The sequence below is a fragment of the Pseudomonas sp. MT3 genome, from assembly GCF_054720805.1.
On sequence record NZ_JBTVPY010000014.1, the window covers coordinates 68,980 to 84,622 of the forward strand.

The window sequence follows — 15,643 nt, forward strand, 5'->3', positions numbered from 1 at the left end:
GGAGGTTAGCCGTGAGCACACCACTCTCCCTGGAAGACAAGTACGCCCAGAAGACCGGAAAGGCCCTTATGACAGGGATCCAGGCACTGGTCCGGCTACCGTTGATGCAACGCCAGCGCGACCTCGACAACGGCCTCGACACAGCAGGCTTTATCTCCGGCTATCGCGGCTCCCCCCTCGGTGGCTTCGACCAGGCGCTGTGGAAAGCCCGCGACCACCTCAAGCAGCACCAGGTATTGTTCCAGCCGGGGGTCAATGAAGACCTCGCGGCCACCTCGCTGTGGGGTACCCAGCAGGTCAACCTGTTCCCCGGCGCCAAGCACGACGGCGTGTTTGGCATCTGGTACGGCAAGGGCCCCGGCGTGGATCGCTGCGGTGATGTGTTCCGCCACGCCAATGCCGCCGGTACCTCACGCTTCGGCGGCGTGCTGGCCATTGCCGGCGATGACCATGGCGCGCGCTCGTCCTCGCTTCCGCATCAGACCGAACACATTTTCAAGGCCGTGATGATGCCGGTGCTGGCACCGTCCGGCGTACAGGAGTACCTCGACTATGGTCTGCACGGATTCGCCATGTCGCGTTACTCCGGGTGCTGGGTAGCGCTCAAGGCGGTGGCCGACACCGTAGAAAGCGCGGCTATCGTCGACCTTGACATCAATCGCGTGAAGCCAGTCATTCCCGATTTCGCCCTGCCTGAAGGCGGCCTCAATATCCGCTGGCCAGACCCTCCGCTGGCCCAGGAACAGCGCTTGCTGGAGCACAAACTCTACGCAGCAGCCGCCTATGCCCGAGCCAACGGCCTCAACCGAGTGACTCTGGACTCGAGTCGGGCACGCATCGGCATCATCACCTCCGGCAAGTCCTATCTGGATGTGTGCCAGGCGCTGGACATCCTCGGAATCGACCAGGAGCAGGCCGAGCGGATCGGCCTGCGAGTCTACAAGGTCGGCATGGTCTGGCCGCTGGAGGCAGAGGGGGTGCGCCAGTTCGCCGAAGGGCTGGAAGAGATCGTAGTGGTCGAGGAAAAGCGCCACATGATCGAGTACCAGCTCAAGGAGGAGCTGTACAACTGGCGCGAAGATGTGCGCCCGCGCATCGTCGGCAAGTTCGACGACAAGGGCGAATGGAGCCTGCCGCACACCGATTGGCTGCTGCCGGCAATCAACGACCTGACGCCAGCGCAGATCGCCCGCGCCTTGGCCAAGCGCATCTTGCGTTTGCACCCGCACGGTTCGCTACAGATGCACCTGGCGGTGCTAGATGCCCAACTCGGTTGCAAGCAACAATTGAGCAACCTGATGGAGCGGGTACCGCACTACTGCTCCGGATGTCCTCACAACTCCTCGACTAAAGTACCAGAAGGCAGCCGAGCTCTGGCAGGCATCGGCTGCCATTACATGGCGGCCTGGATCTATCCGCGCACCGAGACCTTCAGCCAGATGGGCGGCGAAGGCGTGGCCTGGGTCGGCCAGGCGCCATTCACAGAAACCCGCCACGTGTTCGCCAATCTCGGCGATGGCACCTATTTCCACTCTGGCCTGCTAGCCATCCGTGCAGCCGTGGCGGCCAAAGTATCGATCACCTACAAAATCCTCTACAACGATGCTGTGGCGATGACCGGAGGGCAACCGGTGGACGGCAGCTTGAGCGTGGCGCAGATCTCCCGCCAACTCGCCGCCGAAGGCGTTCAGCGAATCGTGGTGGTCAGCGACGATCCGGACAGATACCAGGAAGTACACGACCTAGCAGCCGGGGTACCGGTCCTACGCCGCGACCTGATGGAAGAAGTACAGAAGCAGTTGCGTGAGTTTCCCGGTGTCTCCGCGATCATCTATGACCAAACCTGTGCTGCCGAGAAGCGCCGCCGTCGCAAGCGCGGCAAATTTCCCGATCCGGCGCGGCGGGTGGTGATCAACGAGGCGGTTTGCGAAGGCTGCGGCGATTGCAGTAATAAGTCCAACTGCATGTCGGTAGTCGCAGTGGAGACCGAGTTCGGTAGCAAGCGAGCGATTGACCAGTCGTCCTGCAACAAAGACTTCACCTGCCTCTCTGGATTTTGCCCAAGCTTTGTCACCGTCGAAGGCGGCCGGCTGCGCAAGCCCAAAGCGCTGGTGCAGAGCGCCGGGGATGTCTGGGAGCTTCCCCAGCCGCTGCTGCCCGACCTCGGACAGCCCTACAGCATCTTAGTCACCGGCGTCGGTGGTACCGGAGTAGTCACCATCGGCGCCCTCCTGGGTATGGCAGCCTTCATCGAGGGCAAGGGCGTGCTGAACCTGGACATGGCCGGGATGGCGCAGAAAGGTGGCGCGGTTTGGTCACACATCCGCATCGCCGCTCGCCAGGAACAACTGTTCGCCCCCCGTATCGCAGAGGGCGAGGCCAGCCTGTTGCTGGGCTGCGACCTGGTGGTAAGCGCCAACACAGAGACCCTGGCCAAGCTACGCCAGGGCGTTAGTCACGCTCTGATCAACAGCGAGGAAAGCATCACCAGCGCCTTCGTCCGCACCTTCTCCCGCCAGGCAGAATCCGGTGACCTGCTGGAAAACCCCGACCCGCGCTTCCGCAGTCCCGAAATGGCCGCACAGATCAACGAAGCAGTCGGCGCGGAGCGGGCGGAATTCGTCGATGCCAGCGCCATCGCTACCGCTCTGATGGGCGACTCCATCGCCACCAATACCTTCATGCTCGGCTATGCCTACCAGAAAGGCTGGTTGCCGGTGGGGGAGACGGCCTTGCTGGAGGCCATCGAACTTAACGGCACGGCGGTTGAGTTCAATCGTACTGCCTTCGTTTGGGGCCGCCGCTCCGCAGCTGACTCACAACGAGTACACCAGTTGCTCGCAGCGGGCAGAGTCCAGAGCCGCGACCGGCAATTGACGCAGACCCTGGACGAGATCGTTGCTCGGCGCACCGACATACTGACCGATTATCAAGACGCAGCCTATGCCGAGCGCTACCGCAAGCGCGTCGAACGCTTCAGCGTCGCGGAAAGCACCCTCAATGGCCAGCCCGGCGCCCTCACCGAGGCAGTGGCGCGCAATTACTTCAAGGCACTCGCGATCAAGGACGAGTATGAAGTGGCCCGTCTATTCGCCAACGACGAGTTCATTCGTAAGATCGAGGCAACCTTCGAAGGCGATTACCACCTGAACTTCCATCTGGCTCCGCCACTGCTCAACAAGACCGCACCGGGTGTGGAACCGGCCAAGCGCAGCTTCGGTCCCTGGATGCTCAAAGGCTTACGCCTGCTCAGCCGTTTCCGTCGCCTGCGTAACACCTGGCTCGACCCCTTCGCCCGCACCCATGAGCGCAAGGTCGAGCGCGCATGGCTGGAAAGCTACGAGGCGATCCTCGACGAAGTGCTGGCCCGATTCACTGCCGACAACCTCGCCACCGCCTTGGAACTAGCTCGATTGCCGGATGCCGTACGCGGCTATGGCCCGGTCAAGGAGCGCTATCTAGCCCACGCCGAAACGCGCAAGACACAATTGCTAGCCCGGTTGCGTGGTGAAGCACAGTTCCACGACGCCACTCAGCCAACTGGCATGAGTGCACGTATCCAAGTCACCCAGCTGTGACCAAGACGAGAGCTCGAGCCGGAGCCAGTTTTATGCGGAGAGATAGTATGCAAGACGTCGTCGTCGCCGATCGTACTGCCATCGGTGCCATCGGTGCCATCGGTGCCATCCAGGACAGCCTGGCCGACTTCAGTGCAGTCAAACTAGGCAGCGCCGTAATCCGCACCCTGCTAGAAAAAACAGGCGTGGCTCCAACCTACTTAGATGAAGTGACTCTCGGCCAGGTGCTTACCGAGAGCTGCGGACAGAATCCGGCACGCCGGGCGGCAATCACCGCCGGGCTGCCTTATATCGTGCCCGTCCGTGAGTAAGCTGTGCGGGTCAAGTCTGAGACTGTCGCCACGGCGGCCCCAGACGATCCGCTGCCGTGATGGGAGTGATGGGTGTTGTCCGCTCCCAGCCAGCCGCAAATACCTGGAAAAGGCCAGCTGGGAATTGGCCGATCTCGACCTGATAGAAGCCGACGAAGCCTTCGCCGTGCAGGCTCTTTCAGTTGGCGGGAAGCCGGGTTGGGACATCGACAAAGTCAATGTCAATGATGGGGGCATCGCTCTTGACTACCCGATTGGCCTTTCCGGCAGCCAGGTACTGGTTACCCTCCTGTGCGAAATGAACCGCCGCGATGCCAGGAAGGGCCTTGCCACGTTGTACATCGGCGGAGGCCTGGAGCTTGCCTTGACGCTGCATCGAGATTAATCGTGAAATTAGCCATATCGCCTGCCAAGTCCGACTGCCCAGCCGCCGAATCGATGCTATATCGGCACGGGGAACACGCAAAGCCGCAACAGGTCGAACAGACTAGCTCTCACGAAAGACTTCGTCGAGTGGCACTCCAGTTGTTCGTCGAGCAAGGCTTCCAGAGCGTCAGCTTGCGCCAGCTCGCCAATGCTCTCGGCATGCAGGCCGGATCGCTATACAACCACATGGACAGCAAGCAGGCATTGCTGTTCGAGCTGATTGAAGAGCATGAATCAGATCTACTGGACACACTCAGGGCAGAAGATCCGAATAACGCCAGCGGCTTGCAGCGCTTACGGCAATATATCCATTCACACGTGCACTTCAGTCTTGCTCATCACGGCAGGCAGATATTATCTCGCCTAGAACTCCGCCAGCTCACTAACGAGCAAAAGAGCGCGATAATGGCGATTCGGCTGTCTCAGATCGAGCATCTTAGGGAAATCTTAAAACAAATGTCGAGCCAGTACGCTAGGGATGAGGGAAAACTGACGGTGGTCGTTCGTAGTGTAATGGCCATTCTTGACGACTATCCGGAATGGCGCTTACCAAGCTGCCGACTCGAAACGTTGGTCGAAGTACTGCCGCGACTTGCAGTAATGGGTATTACATACGAGCAATTTCAAAAATGAGTACTGCCGGCGCATGGCGAATCTAGCCTCCCCAAGACGGATGTACCACGTGCAGTCTTCATAGGGGGCTAAGCAAAGAAAATTGGCCGATTCAGCTTATTCTGGAAAACCACCTCGCTTGAGAGCCTATTTCCCTAATGATCAGTCAGATAGAAACATCTGAAGAAAGCGGGAAAATTCGGAGAACTCTTTCTCACTGAATCTCGATAGCCGAGAATTCAGCAAAGGAACTATGAACTCAGTCCCTCTGTCAGCTATTCGCTCCCCCTTCGTAGTGAGGTGCAGGACGATCACTCGACGGTCCTCGGTACTCCGGATGCGACAAACGAGTCCCTTGCTCTCGAGCCGGTCGAGCATTCGCGAAACCGAACCAGTATCGATACAGAAGAGCTTGGATAACGCCGCCGAGGTAATCGCCTCACCTCGGCGTAGAGTTAACAGCACGCCCATTTGCTGCCCAGTAACCCCCAGTTCCTTCAGGGCAGCATCCGCCTCACACGAGACAATGTTCCGCGCCTTGACCAACATGAAACCTATATTCTGGCCAGGAACGAAGTTCTTATTTGAATAATGCACCATCAGTTTGCCACCTTATCTAACAAATCCATCTGATCGAAAAGACTGGAAGCTGTCATTTCTCGCCATGGGGCATTGCTGGCAGACAGCATTAGGAGCCCTAAAATAATGAACGAAATGTAAAATACTGTTCAAGTTTATCGCAATGAACAATCGATGACATCATGCGTAACGCTGCCCATACCTGACGACGTGCCGGTGGAGCATCCTGAATCGCCCCTAGTTTTGTAGACACCTTCGAGCCTCATAATGAGGCCCATCAGGAGGTGCCATGAGCAACCAGCGTTACCCCAAAGAATTCAAAATCGAAGCGGTCAGACAAGTGACCGAGCGCGGCCTGCGCGTTGCGGAAGTAGCCGAGCGTTTGGGCGTGTCGGTGCATAGCCTTTACAGCTGAATCTCGCGAACGGGCGATAGCCGGTTCAAACTGCCACGCAATACAGCTCGTCAACTCAACCCTTTGGCCACTCGCCATCATCCGTCGAAGCCAGATAGGATGAAGCGATGTAGGGAAGCGCGCGCCGGGGGTAAGCCCGTCACGAGAGTTTTCCGCCGCCTGGCCACTTCGCTAGGTTTGGACAAGGAGATCGAAATGAGTGATGAGGTTATTCAGCAGCCAGGTCGCGAGCTGCCTCAGGATTCGCACGCCACCGTAGAGGCTATCGAGCCGGAGGCGATAAAGACCGTCCGCATTCAAGCGACGCTGGTCGCCAAGCTCAACCTGGCCGACTTCCAGAACTCGGTACCGGTGATTCGAGAGCTGCGCCTGATCAACGACAGTGATCAGAAGTACAGCATACTGGAGCTTCAGCTCCTATCCGACCCTCACGTCTTCAAGCCCAAGACCTGGCATATCGACGCGCTGGGCCCTGGCACATTCCTTCCCATACCAGGGCTCGATCTGCAGATCGATGGCGCCCTGCTTGCCCGGCTTACTGAAGCAGAGAGAGTGGCCGTCACCTTTGTTCTGACGTCCCTGGGCAATGGTGACGAAGAGCGCCAAGAAGTCACCCGTCTTGAACTCACTCTGGAGCTACTCCCTCGCAATCAATGGGGCGGGTTATCCCATCTTCCCGACATGACCGCGGCCTTCGTCCAGCCTAACGACCTCGCGGTTGAGCGGCTGCTGAAGAAGGCCGCGGAGTTACTGCGCGACCAAGGCAAGAACCCCGCGCTGAACGGTTACTCCAGCGGCTCAGCGCACGCCTGGGAGATTGCATCGGCGATCTGGGCCGCGGTCGCGTCCCTAAAACTAGACTACGCCCTCCCCCCAGCTAGTTTCGAGCAGTTCGGCCAGAAAGTGCGCAGTCCAAGCCACATCCTCGAGAGTGGCCTGGCGACGTGCTTCGACTTGTCGTTGCTGTTCTGTGCAGCGCTAGAGCAAGCAGGCCTGAACCCGCTGCTGATCTTCACTCGAGGCCATGCATTCTCGGGCTTCTGGCTCAAAGCCGAGGAGTTCTCCAACAGTACCGTCGATGACATCACCGCGCTGCGCAAACGCATGAAGCTCAACGAGCTGAAGCTGTTTGAGACCACACTGATCACCCAACCCAACATCCCGTCACTGTCCTATGCCATAGAGCGCGGTGCCCAACATCTGGCTGAGGGCCAGGCGCAGGAATTTGAGCTCGCCCTGGACATCCGGCGGGCCCGGCTGCAGCGGATCAAACCACTGGCCACTGCAGAGGCAGCTCCTGCTCTTGGTACCGCTAGTAGTGAGCAGAACCAGGCTGGCCAGGAACTACTCATCGACTGGCCACCCGAACTGCCTGACGAGGCCCCGGTTGAAGTTGACGTTGCGTCACTTGATCCCAAAGATCGCCTCGCCCGCTGGCAACGCAAGCTGCTCGATCTGTCCTTGCGCAACAACCTGTTGAACTTCAAGGCCGGCAAGAAAGCGGTTCGCCTGGAGGCACCCGATGCCGCGGCGCTTGAGGACATCCTCGCCAGTGGCCAGCAGCTCAAACTGCACACACGTCCTGACCTGATGGAAGGTGCTGACCCACGCGATCAAGCCCTGCACGAAGAAAGGGAACGCGAAGACCTTCGACGTCAGCATGCTTTGGATGCATTGAAGCGCAATGAAGTGTTCGTAGGCCTGCCGGTCACTGAGCTCGATGCCCGCCTCACCGAACTATATCGGGGAGCCCGCACGAACCTGCAGGAAGGCGGCTCCAACACGCTGTTCCTCGCGCTGGGCTTCCTGACCTGGACACGTGAGGACAGAGAAAGCCAACGCTATCGAGCGCCGCTAATACTGGTACCGGTAACGCTTGAGCGAAAGAGCGCTCGTGCAGGCTTTACTCTGGTGATTCACGACGACGAGCCACGCTTCAACCCAACCCTACAGGAAATGCTCCGTCAGGACTTTGAGCTAAGTCTGGGCATCGGAGATGGCGCGCTACCGAAAGACGACTCAGGTCTGGATGTCGCGTTGATCTGGAGAACGGTTGCCCACGCGATCAAGGACATCAAGGGCTGGGAGGTCAGCGAAGATGTCGTCCTGTCGATGTTCTCGTTCGCCAAATACCTGATGTGGAAAGATCTCTCGGAGCGCTCTGATGCGCTGCGTCAGAGCCCCGTGGTTAAGCATCTGCTGGATACCCCACGCGAGGCATTCAACGGCGGCGGTGGTGGGGCATTCCCGGAAGAGCGGAAGCTGGACACGCAATACAGCCCTCAGCAGGTCTTCTGCCCTCTTCCCTCTGACTCGTCACAACTCTCCGCGGTGCTGTCGGCAGCACAGGGACGCGACTTCGTTCTGATCGGGCCACCCGGCACCGGCAAAAGCCAGACGATCGTGAACATGATTGCTCAGTTCATTGCGCAGCAAAAACGCGTGCTTTTCGTCTCCGAAAAGATCGCCGCGCTCGATGTTGTGTACCGGCGCCTACGCGAGGTAGGCCTGGGTGAGTTTTGCCTTGAGGTTCACTCGAACAAGTCGAAGAAAACCGAAGTCCTTGCCCAACTGCACTCCGCCTGGGAGGCCCGTGGCACTGCTGACGCAGACACATGGCAGGCCGAGGCACAACGCCTGCAAGGGCATCGTGATGTGCTGAACCAGTATGCCGAGAGACTGCACGAGCGCTACCCCAATGGGTACACAATCTATGATGCCATCGGCATCGTCAGCACCAATCAGGATGTCGCTCCGATTAATCTCGCGTGGACATCGCACACGCAGCATCAGTCCGCGGATCTACTCGCTAAGCGGGAGATCGCCGATCGCCTGGAAGTCAATGCTCAGGCGGTCGGTTTCGGCACGCTGAACCAACACCCGCTGCATCTGATTGGTAACAACGATTGGTCTCCAACCTGGCAGCACCAGGTGATCGAGGCGGCACATGAGCTCGGCCCTGCCATCCATGCGGTGCAAAAGGCCAGTGAGCGTTACATCCAAATGTCCGGCCTACCCTCGCTGCCAGCCAATACCAGGACGCTCAAAGGTCTGGCCGCGTTGGCGAAGATCCTTCCCGCCGCCGTAGGGCATAACTGGAGCTTCGTGCTCCGTCCCGATTCCCGTGCAATCGGGCAACGTCTGGATGCAGGCCTGAAACTCATCGAGCAACACCGCACGCTCAACCAGACGCTCCCCGCATTCTGGACATCCAGTACGCTGGAGGAGTGCCAACGCGGACTGGGACTGCTGGCCCAGCATGCGGAGCTCAGATCTGGTCTTCCCCAACCCTGGCCAGTAGCGAGCATGATTCTGCTCAACCAGGGCCTGGAGACCCTTGCAGAGGTTGCACGAGTCACGCAAACGCTGTCCGTGGGTTACTCCGATGCCATTGAGGCACTGGATGTCCGTGCTCTGCTGCAGGAGTGGGATCAAGCCGGCAAATCGATGTGGCCGAAATCCTGGCTTGTCCAACGCAGAATCCGCGGGCAAGTGGTGAGCACTCAATCGACGCCAGCGCCGACGACCATTGCGGAAGATCTTCAGCGCTGGATCACCATTCGTGAACTCCGCGCTCGCCTCGACGCCATTGATCCAGAGCCCTCTTCCAGCGCTGTATGGAAGGGTCACAACACTGATCCAGCCCTTCTGTCGGTGGTCATGCGCCTGCAGGCTTCGCTCGCTGCGTGCGTTGAAGGCCGTGCTTGGTCAGACGACGGCTTCGACCTCATCAGTCAGGGGCAGGCGGGCCTCGCACTGAAGGAAACGCTAGAGCGAATGCGAGACGTCCGGGCGCTCGAGGGTGAGATTTCCACACTCAATCCACTCACCCCCGCGACAGGATCGCTTTGGGCCGGACTGCAGACCCAAACCAAAGCGCTCAACGCTGCGCTGGCCTTCCAACGCGGAAGACGGTCTATCCAGCAGGAAGGACGCCTGGAGGACGAGCATGAGCTCGTTGCTAGCGGCGCCTGTGGAGAGTGGCTCCAAGGTGAGCTGAAAATTCTCCGGCAGCGAGAAGCCATCGAGCGAGAACTAAGCGACCTGGCAGACCTGCGAGAACTGACATCCGGTCTGTGGCTGGGCCTGCATACGAAGGAAGACACGGTCTCCCGCGTACTCAAGTTCCACGCCCACCTCGCCAGCGCCATCTCTGCCCTTGTGCAAACACCAGAACATGTCGAGGGCATCAAATCAGCGTTGGGGCGTTTGCTAGGTGACGCCAATGCCCTGCTCGAGCCCGAGGGTCAGTTGGCCCAGGCCGGCGGGCAGTTGCTGGAGTCGCTTGATAAGTACGTCGCGCATACGCAGAAGCTCGTCGACGCCGGGCATTTCTTGGCCGAGGACGCGGCCGACTTCACGGAGCAGGAGCTGAGTCAGCAGCATGTGCAGTGTGAGCAGATCGTGCAATCCGGCAATGGCCTGCACGCCTGGTGCGCCTGGAAGAAAGCATGCGATGAAGCATCCGCTCTCGGCCTGCTTCCGCTGGTCGATGCGCTGAAAGCAGGGCATGTTCCACAAGGCTCTGTGCGCAAGGCATTCGAAACGAACTATGCCCGTTGGTGGTTGAACACGGCCGTTGATCACGAGCCTGTCATTCGCACATTCGTGAGCGTAGAACACGAGCAGCGCATTCGAGACTTCCGTGCCCTGGACGACCGCTTCACCGCGCTGACCCGTGATTTGCTGCGCGCACGCCTGTGTGCCGAGCTCCCCACACAGGACTCGGTGAGCAAGAACTCGGAATGGGGCGTCCTTCGGCACGAAATCACGAAGAAAACGCGCCACCTTCCGCTGCGCGAGCTGATGTCCAAAATCCCCGATGCCCTCACCAAGCTGACGCCGTGCTTGCTGATGAGTCCGCTCTCCATCGCTCAGTACCTGGCAGCGAACTCCAGCGTCTTCGATGTAGTGATCTTCGACGAAGCCTCACAGATTCCTGTATGGGATGCGATCGGCGCCATCGCTCGTGGCAAGCAGGTGGTGATGGTTGGCGACCCCAAACAGCTCCCCCCAACCTCCTTCTTCGATCGTGCCGAATCCACCCAGGATGACGTTGATGTCGAGGCCGACCTCGAAAGCATTTTGGATGAATGCATCAGTGCCAACCTGCCGATCCGCAACCTGAACTGGCACTACCGTAGTCGACACGAAAGCCTGATTGCGTTCTCGAACCAGCGCTACTACGAGTCCAAGCTGGTGACCTTCCCCTCCCCTGTTACAAATGATCGTGCCGTCAGCCTGCACGTCATCAACGGGGTGTACGAGAAAGGCTCTGCACGTACCAACCCTGCAGAGGCCAAGGCATTGGTCGCTGACCTGATCGGCCGGTTGCGTAGCCCTGGGTTCAAAGAGAGCAAGCTGACCATCGGCGTCGTGACATTTAACGGCGAACAGCAAAAGCTGATCGAGGATCTGCTCGACACCGAACGCCGAAAAGACCCGGCGCTGGAAAGCTACTTCTCGGAGAGCGAGCTTGAACCCGTCTTCGTGAAAAACCTGGAAAGTGTTCAGGGTGACGAGCGCGACATCATGTACTTCTCGATCACTTACGGCCCCGATGCTGCGGGCAACGTTGCCATGAACTTCGGCCCGCTCAATCGCACGGGAGGTGAGCGCCGGCTCAACGTCGCCGTCACCCGGGCTCGCCATGAACTTCGCGTCTTCAGCACCCTGCGAGCCGAGAAGATCGACCTGGCACGCACACAAGCTTTCGGCGTCCGCGACCTCAAGCACTTCCTCGAGTTTGCCGACCGTGGCGCTCGTGCACTGGCGGGAGCCGATACCGGAAGCCTGGGCGGTTACGACAGCCCCTTCGAAGAAGCCGTTGCGAATGCGCTTCGCCAAAAGGGCTGGCAGGTCGTCACCCAAGTCGGCGTGTCGTCGTTCCGCATCGACCTCGCAGTTGTCGACCCCGATGCGCCTGGGCGCTACCTCGCCGGCGTCGAGTGCGACGGAGCAACCTACCACCGCAGCGCAACAGCCCGTGATCGGGACAAGCTGCGCGAGCAAGTGCTACGAGGTCTTGGTTGGGAGATTCTGCGCATCTGGTCGACCGACTGGTGGATCGACTCCTTGGGCACGGCACAGAAAACCCATGAGCACCTTGAGGCTCTGTTGGTCGAAAGCCGTCAGCAACGTGCGGCTCGTGAAGCCCAGGAGCAGTTGGCCGCGAATGCCGCTGAGTACGAGTACCAAGCTCCGCTGGCCGACAACGTTGTAGCACTCCCTGTCGACCGTCCCCAGCTCAAAACCCCTGATGAGTCAGTGGAACCTGAAACCGAGAACGAGGCGTTGGACATGCCGAGCGTGCGCTACGCCGATATGCAGGCAGACGCAGCACGCACTTCGACAACCTTCCCTTTCTACCGAGGGAGCGACCCGCTGAGCGCCGTGGAAGGCGTGGATCCGGATGCATTCTTCGATGCGCGCTATGACACTGTCCTGGCGATGATGATCAAGCATGTGGTCGAAGAGGAAGGCCCCGTCCTCGATACCTCGCTCGCCCGCCGAATCGCCCGGGCACATGGCTGGACTCGTACTGGCGCACGCATTCGTGATCGTGTCGTCAGCGTGGCCGATCGCGTACACCGCAAGGTTGAAGATGACGCTGGACACTTCTATTGGCCCAGCCGCTTACCAAACTGCGAAGCCGTAGCGTATCGCCGACCGGCCGGCGCTGATCACACCCGTCCTGTCGACGAGATCTGCAGCTTGGAGCTCCTTGCCTTGGCACGTGCATTGGCAGACCAAAGCCTCGTCGGCGAAGACTTGCTCTACGCCATGGCACGAGAGCTCGGGCTGAGCAAAGTCTCGGCATCAACCCGGGCCAGAATCCAAGGCGTGATCGACCAGTTGTTCTCCTGACCAGCTCGTCGATCTCGAGGGTACAGAGTTGGCTGCGCAAGAAGACCGTACGATCGAGGGATGCCCCCGCTGCAAGGGGGCAGTTTCAAAGCCCGGAGGGAACATGGGATTGTCAGTGCGTAAGTCAGTGAGAGTGGGCCCGTTCAGGTTCAACCTCTCGAAGTCTGGAATTGGTGTTTCCGCCGGTATTAAGGGCCTCCGGGTTGGAACTGGGCCGAGGGGCAATTACATTCACATGGGGCGCGGAGGCTTTTACTACCGCCAAACCCTCCCATCCAATGGCTCGGCCCCTGCCATTGCACCACCCAAGCCGGCGAGAGCGCCTACCCCGCTAGTCGATATCCCATCGCATACACACGAGCCCCTCAAGGAAATCGATAGTGGCGAGATCGGCTTGATGGTGGATTCCTCATCGCAAGCGCTCGTCGACGAGCTGAATACCAAGCGAAAGCGCTTGCGCCTTTGGCCCTTCGTCGCCGCACTCACCGTTGGCGCGCTTCTCCTCTCAGCGAAGCAGCTACCACCCTGGGCACTACTTACCCTGCTCCTCGTTGGCGGTCTGCTGATGGCCGTAACGTACTACTGGGATCTGCTGAGAAAAACAACAGTCATGCTCTACGACTTCGAGTCGGAATTCGCCGGTGTTGTCGAGCAATTGCATACCGCCTTCGACGGCGTTCGAAGCTGTCGCGCAACCTGGCATCTTCAGGCTCAAGGGAAGGTGCTTGATAGCAAGTACCACGCCGGAGCCAGACACCTGGTAACCAGAAGCTCGATCGCACTCGGACTGCAAAACCCGCCCTTAGTAAAAACCAACGTTGCCACGCCCAGCATCCCCGTGGGCCGCCAGACCCTCTATTTCTTCCCGGACAAGGTGCTTGTGTTCGAAGCCAACGGGGTCGGCGCGGTGTCCTATGAAAACCTGCGAATCGACATCTCCACGACAAACTTCATCGAAGACGGCGCCGTTCCGAAAGACTCCGAGATCATCAGCAGAACCTGGAAGTTTGTGAACAAAAAAGGCGGCCCAGACAGGCGTTTCAAGAACAACCGAGAACTGCCTGTCGTGCGCTACGAAGAGGTGCAATTTGCGAGCGATACAGGCTTACTCGAACGCATCCAGATCTCCTGTGTAGGGCGTACATCCAGCTTCGCCCAGGCAATCGGCAGCATCGGTAGAGCGAAAGGCGAGCGCCAGTAGCCATTGCGTACTTGCTACCACAGGAGCAGATCGCTGAGCATTGGTCAGGCAACGCTTGTAAAACCTACTGTCAGTTCACTAGTTCAAATCCCAATAGCGCAGCGATTCCACCCAACCAGAATTAGCCACTCAACTACGGTTTTTCTTGTACCGTCCTTGACGCTCGCAGAATCCTTCCTATGTTTGAGCATTGAGAAAGCCAGACAACACCGGGCCTCGGCCCGCTCTCGGCTTGATCCCCAAGGCGCTGAAGATCCGATCCTGAAACCGAGGTCGGATCCCCCCGGCCCCACCAAATGAAAACGATAAGCTCTGATTTTCCTAGCGAATTTCAGGGGCTTTTTCGTTACAGCACCAGCTTGCGGCAGGGACGAAGCCACAGGCTTGGCCAATACCGTACTCAATACGTAGTCGACCCGTTCCGCGAAATGAGCGAGCCACGGTATGCAGACAGGGAAGCAGGCGCTAGACCAGCAAGGCTCCCCAGCGCACCAACTCCTCCGGAGCCTCCACAACGACAATGGCCTCTTTCAGGCGCCGGGCCAGGCGCAGCCGTTCCGCACTGTGGAGCAAGGGGCCCGCGTCGTCTTCGGCCCCGAACGGATCATCGATCAGCACCCCCTTGATCAGCCCCTGGCGGAACAGTGCGCGAATGGCGAGGAGATTGCTCTCGCGATGTCCGGTGAGCTCGTTCACGGATTTGAAGTCGATTTCCGAAAGCTGGCTGAGCACGGCAGTCAACTGGGCCTGGGAGGGTTTTCGACAACTCATGGTGAACTCCGGGTATAGCGGGTAAAACTGTGACTATCGACGCCGAATGTTAACGCTTGATTAGTCGGATGGCTGGCCGACCAAAGTCGACCGGCCAGTGGAAAAGACCTGCCTCAATCCCGCGAGACACCCAGTTCCAGCAGGGCAAGACGCTCCTCCAGGGCGGCGATGCGAGCCTCCAGCTCGACCAGGCGGGACTCGTCGTGCCCGCCGCCGTCACTGCGCTCGCTGGAGGCGCGGCTGCCGCTGGCGGCGATGGCGGCCTCGCGGTCTTCCTCGGTACCCAGCAGGTGCATGTAGCGGTCTTCGCGCTGGCCGCTCAGGCGCTCCAGTTGCACGGCCATGCCTCGTCCGGCGAGGCGTTCGAGCTGGTGGCGGACTTCCTCGGTGTCGTCGAAGTCGTGCATGCGCTGGCTGCGGGTGAGCAGTTCGTTGAGAGTCTGCGGGCCGCGCAGGAGCAGCAGGCCGAGCAGGATGACCTGCGGCTTGACCAGTTCCAGCGCCTTGTCCAAGCGCTGCTCCCAGCGGTCGGCGCGGCTGCCCATGACCAGGCGGGTCATCTCGCGCCCTTCCAGATGGCGCAGGGACTGGCCGACCTGGCCGGGTGTGAGGTTCATCACCGGGTCGCGGCTGGTCTTCTGGTTGCACGCGGTAACCAGGGCGTTAAGGGTCAGTGGGTACGCTTCGGGGGTGGTGAGCTGCTTTTCGATCAGGCACCCGAGAACGCGGGCATCCACGGCACTCAGGGGTTCGAAATCGGAGAGGGTGTCGAGCGACTGGCTCATGGCGGTATCCGTCGATGAGGGAACCGCCCTAGCCTAGCCGTTTACGCGGCGTTTGGCAGCTTCAGGCGGCTCTGGCTGGGCGACGGTTCAGTGGTCGT

General features: G+C 59.6%; 7 protein-coding genes and 3 pseudogenes. 7 read left to right on the forward strand and 3 right to left on the reverse strand.

What is annotated here, in order from left to right:
* The first annotated feature begins 11 nt into the window (after positions 1-11).
* The 3 genes and pseudogenes from ACYCAX_RS16005 (at position 12) to ACYCAX_RS16015 (ending at position 4,948) form a co-directional block, all read left to right on the forward strand.
* Entirely contained in the window at positions 12-3,578 is a 3,567-nt protein-coding gene (locus tag ACYCAX_RS16005; RefSeq protein WP_049311171.1) for an indolepyruvate ferredoxin oxidoreductase family protein, read from the forward strand.
* Between the two features lie 47 nt (positions 3,579-3,625).
* Positions 3,626-4,274 (forward strand): annotated as a pseudogene (locus ACYCAX_RS16010) (thiolase family protein).
* Between the two features lie 128 nt (positions 4,275-4,402).
* The gene (locus tag ACYCAX_RS16015; RefSeq protein ID WP_049311174.1) at positions 4,403-4,948 is read left to right on the forward strand and encodes a TetR/AcrR family transcriptional regulator; all 546 of its coding nucleotides are present in this window, start codon (positions 4,403-4,405) and stop codon (positions 4,946-4,948) included.
* Positions 4,949-5,089: 141 nt separating this feature from the next.
* Here ACYCAX_RS16015 and ACYCAX_RS16020 read toward each other — a convergent pair whose 3' ends face one another.
* On the reverse strand, positions 5,090-5,527 hold the full coding sequence (locus ACYCAX_RS16020) for a MarR family winged helix-turn-helix transcriptional regulator (protein ID WP_043158240.1): 438 nt from the start codon (positions 5,525-5,527) through the stop codon (positions 5,090-5,092).
* Positions 5,528-5,795: 268 nt separating this feature from the next.
* Here ACYCAX_RS16020 and ACYCAX_RS16025 point away from each other — a divergent pair.
* From ACYCAX_RS16025 to ACYCAX_RS16040, 4 genes and pseudogenes are all read left to right on the forward strand, one after another.
* Positions 5,796-5,918, forward strand: a pseudogene (locus tag ACYCAX_RS16025) (transposase); the annotation flags it as partial.
* 198 nt (positions 5,919-6,116) lie between these two features.
* Entirely contained in the window at positions 6,117-12,788 is a 6,672-nt protein-coding gene (locus tag ACYCAX_RS16030; RefSeq protein WP_049311175.1) for a DUF3320 domain-containing protein, read from the forward strand.
* Positions 12,789-12,891: 103 nt separating this feature from the next.
* Positions 12,892-13,038: pseudogene (locus ACYCAX_RS16035) on the forward strand (DUF4236 domain-containing protein); the annotation flags it as partial.
* A 144-nt stretch (positions 13,039-13,182) separates the two neighbouring features.
* Positions 13,183-13,989 (forward strand): hypothetical protein, encoded by an 807-nt coding sequence (locus ACYCAX_RS16040; protein ID WP_235565026.1) that lies wholly within the window; start codon positions 13,183-13,185, stop codon positions 13,987-13,989.
* A gap of 465 nt (positions 13,990-14,454) precedes the next feature.
* Here ACYCAX_RS16040 and ACYCAX_RS16045 read toward each other — a convergent pair whose 3' ends face one another.
* Together ACYCAX_RS16045 and ACYCAX_RS16050 are read right to left on the reverse strand one after the other, a co-directional pair.
* Entirely contained in the window at positions 14,455-14,760 is a 306-nt protein-coding gene (locus ACYCAX_RS16045) for a hypothetical protein (RefSeq protein ID WP_460248374.1), read from the reverse strand.
* Positions 14,761-14,873: 113 nt separating this feature from the next.
* Positions 14,874-15,545, reverse strand: a complete 672-nt coding sequence (locus tag ACYCAX_RS16050; RefSeq protein ID WP_294976624.1) for a YceH family protein — start codon at positions 15,543-15,545, stop codon at positions 14,874-14,876.
* Positions 15,546-15,643: the final 98 nt, after the last annotated feature.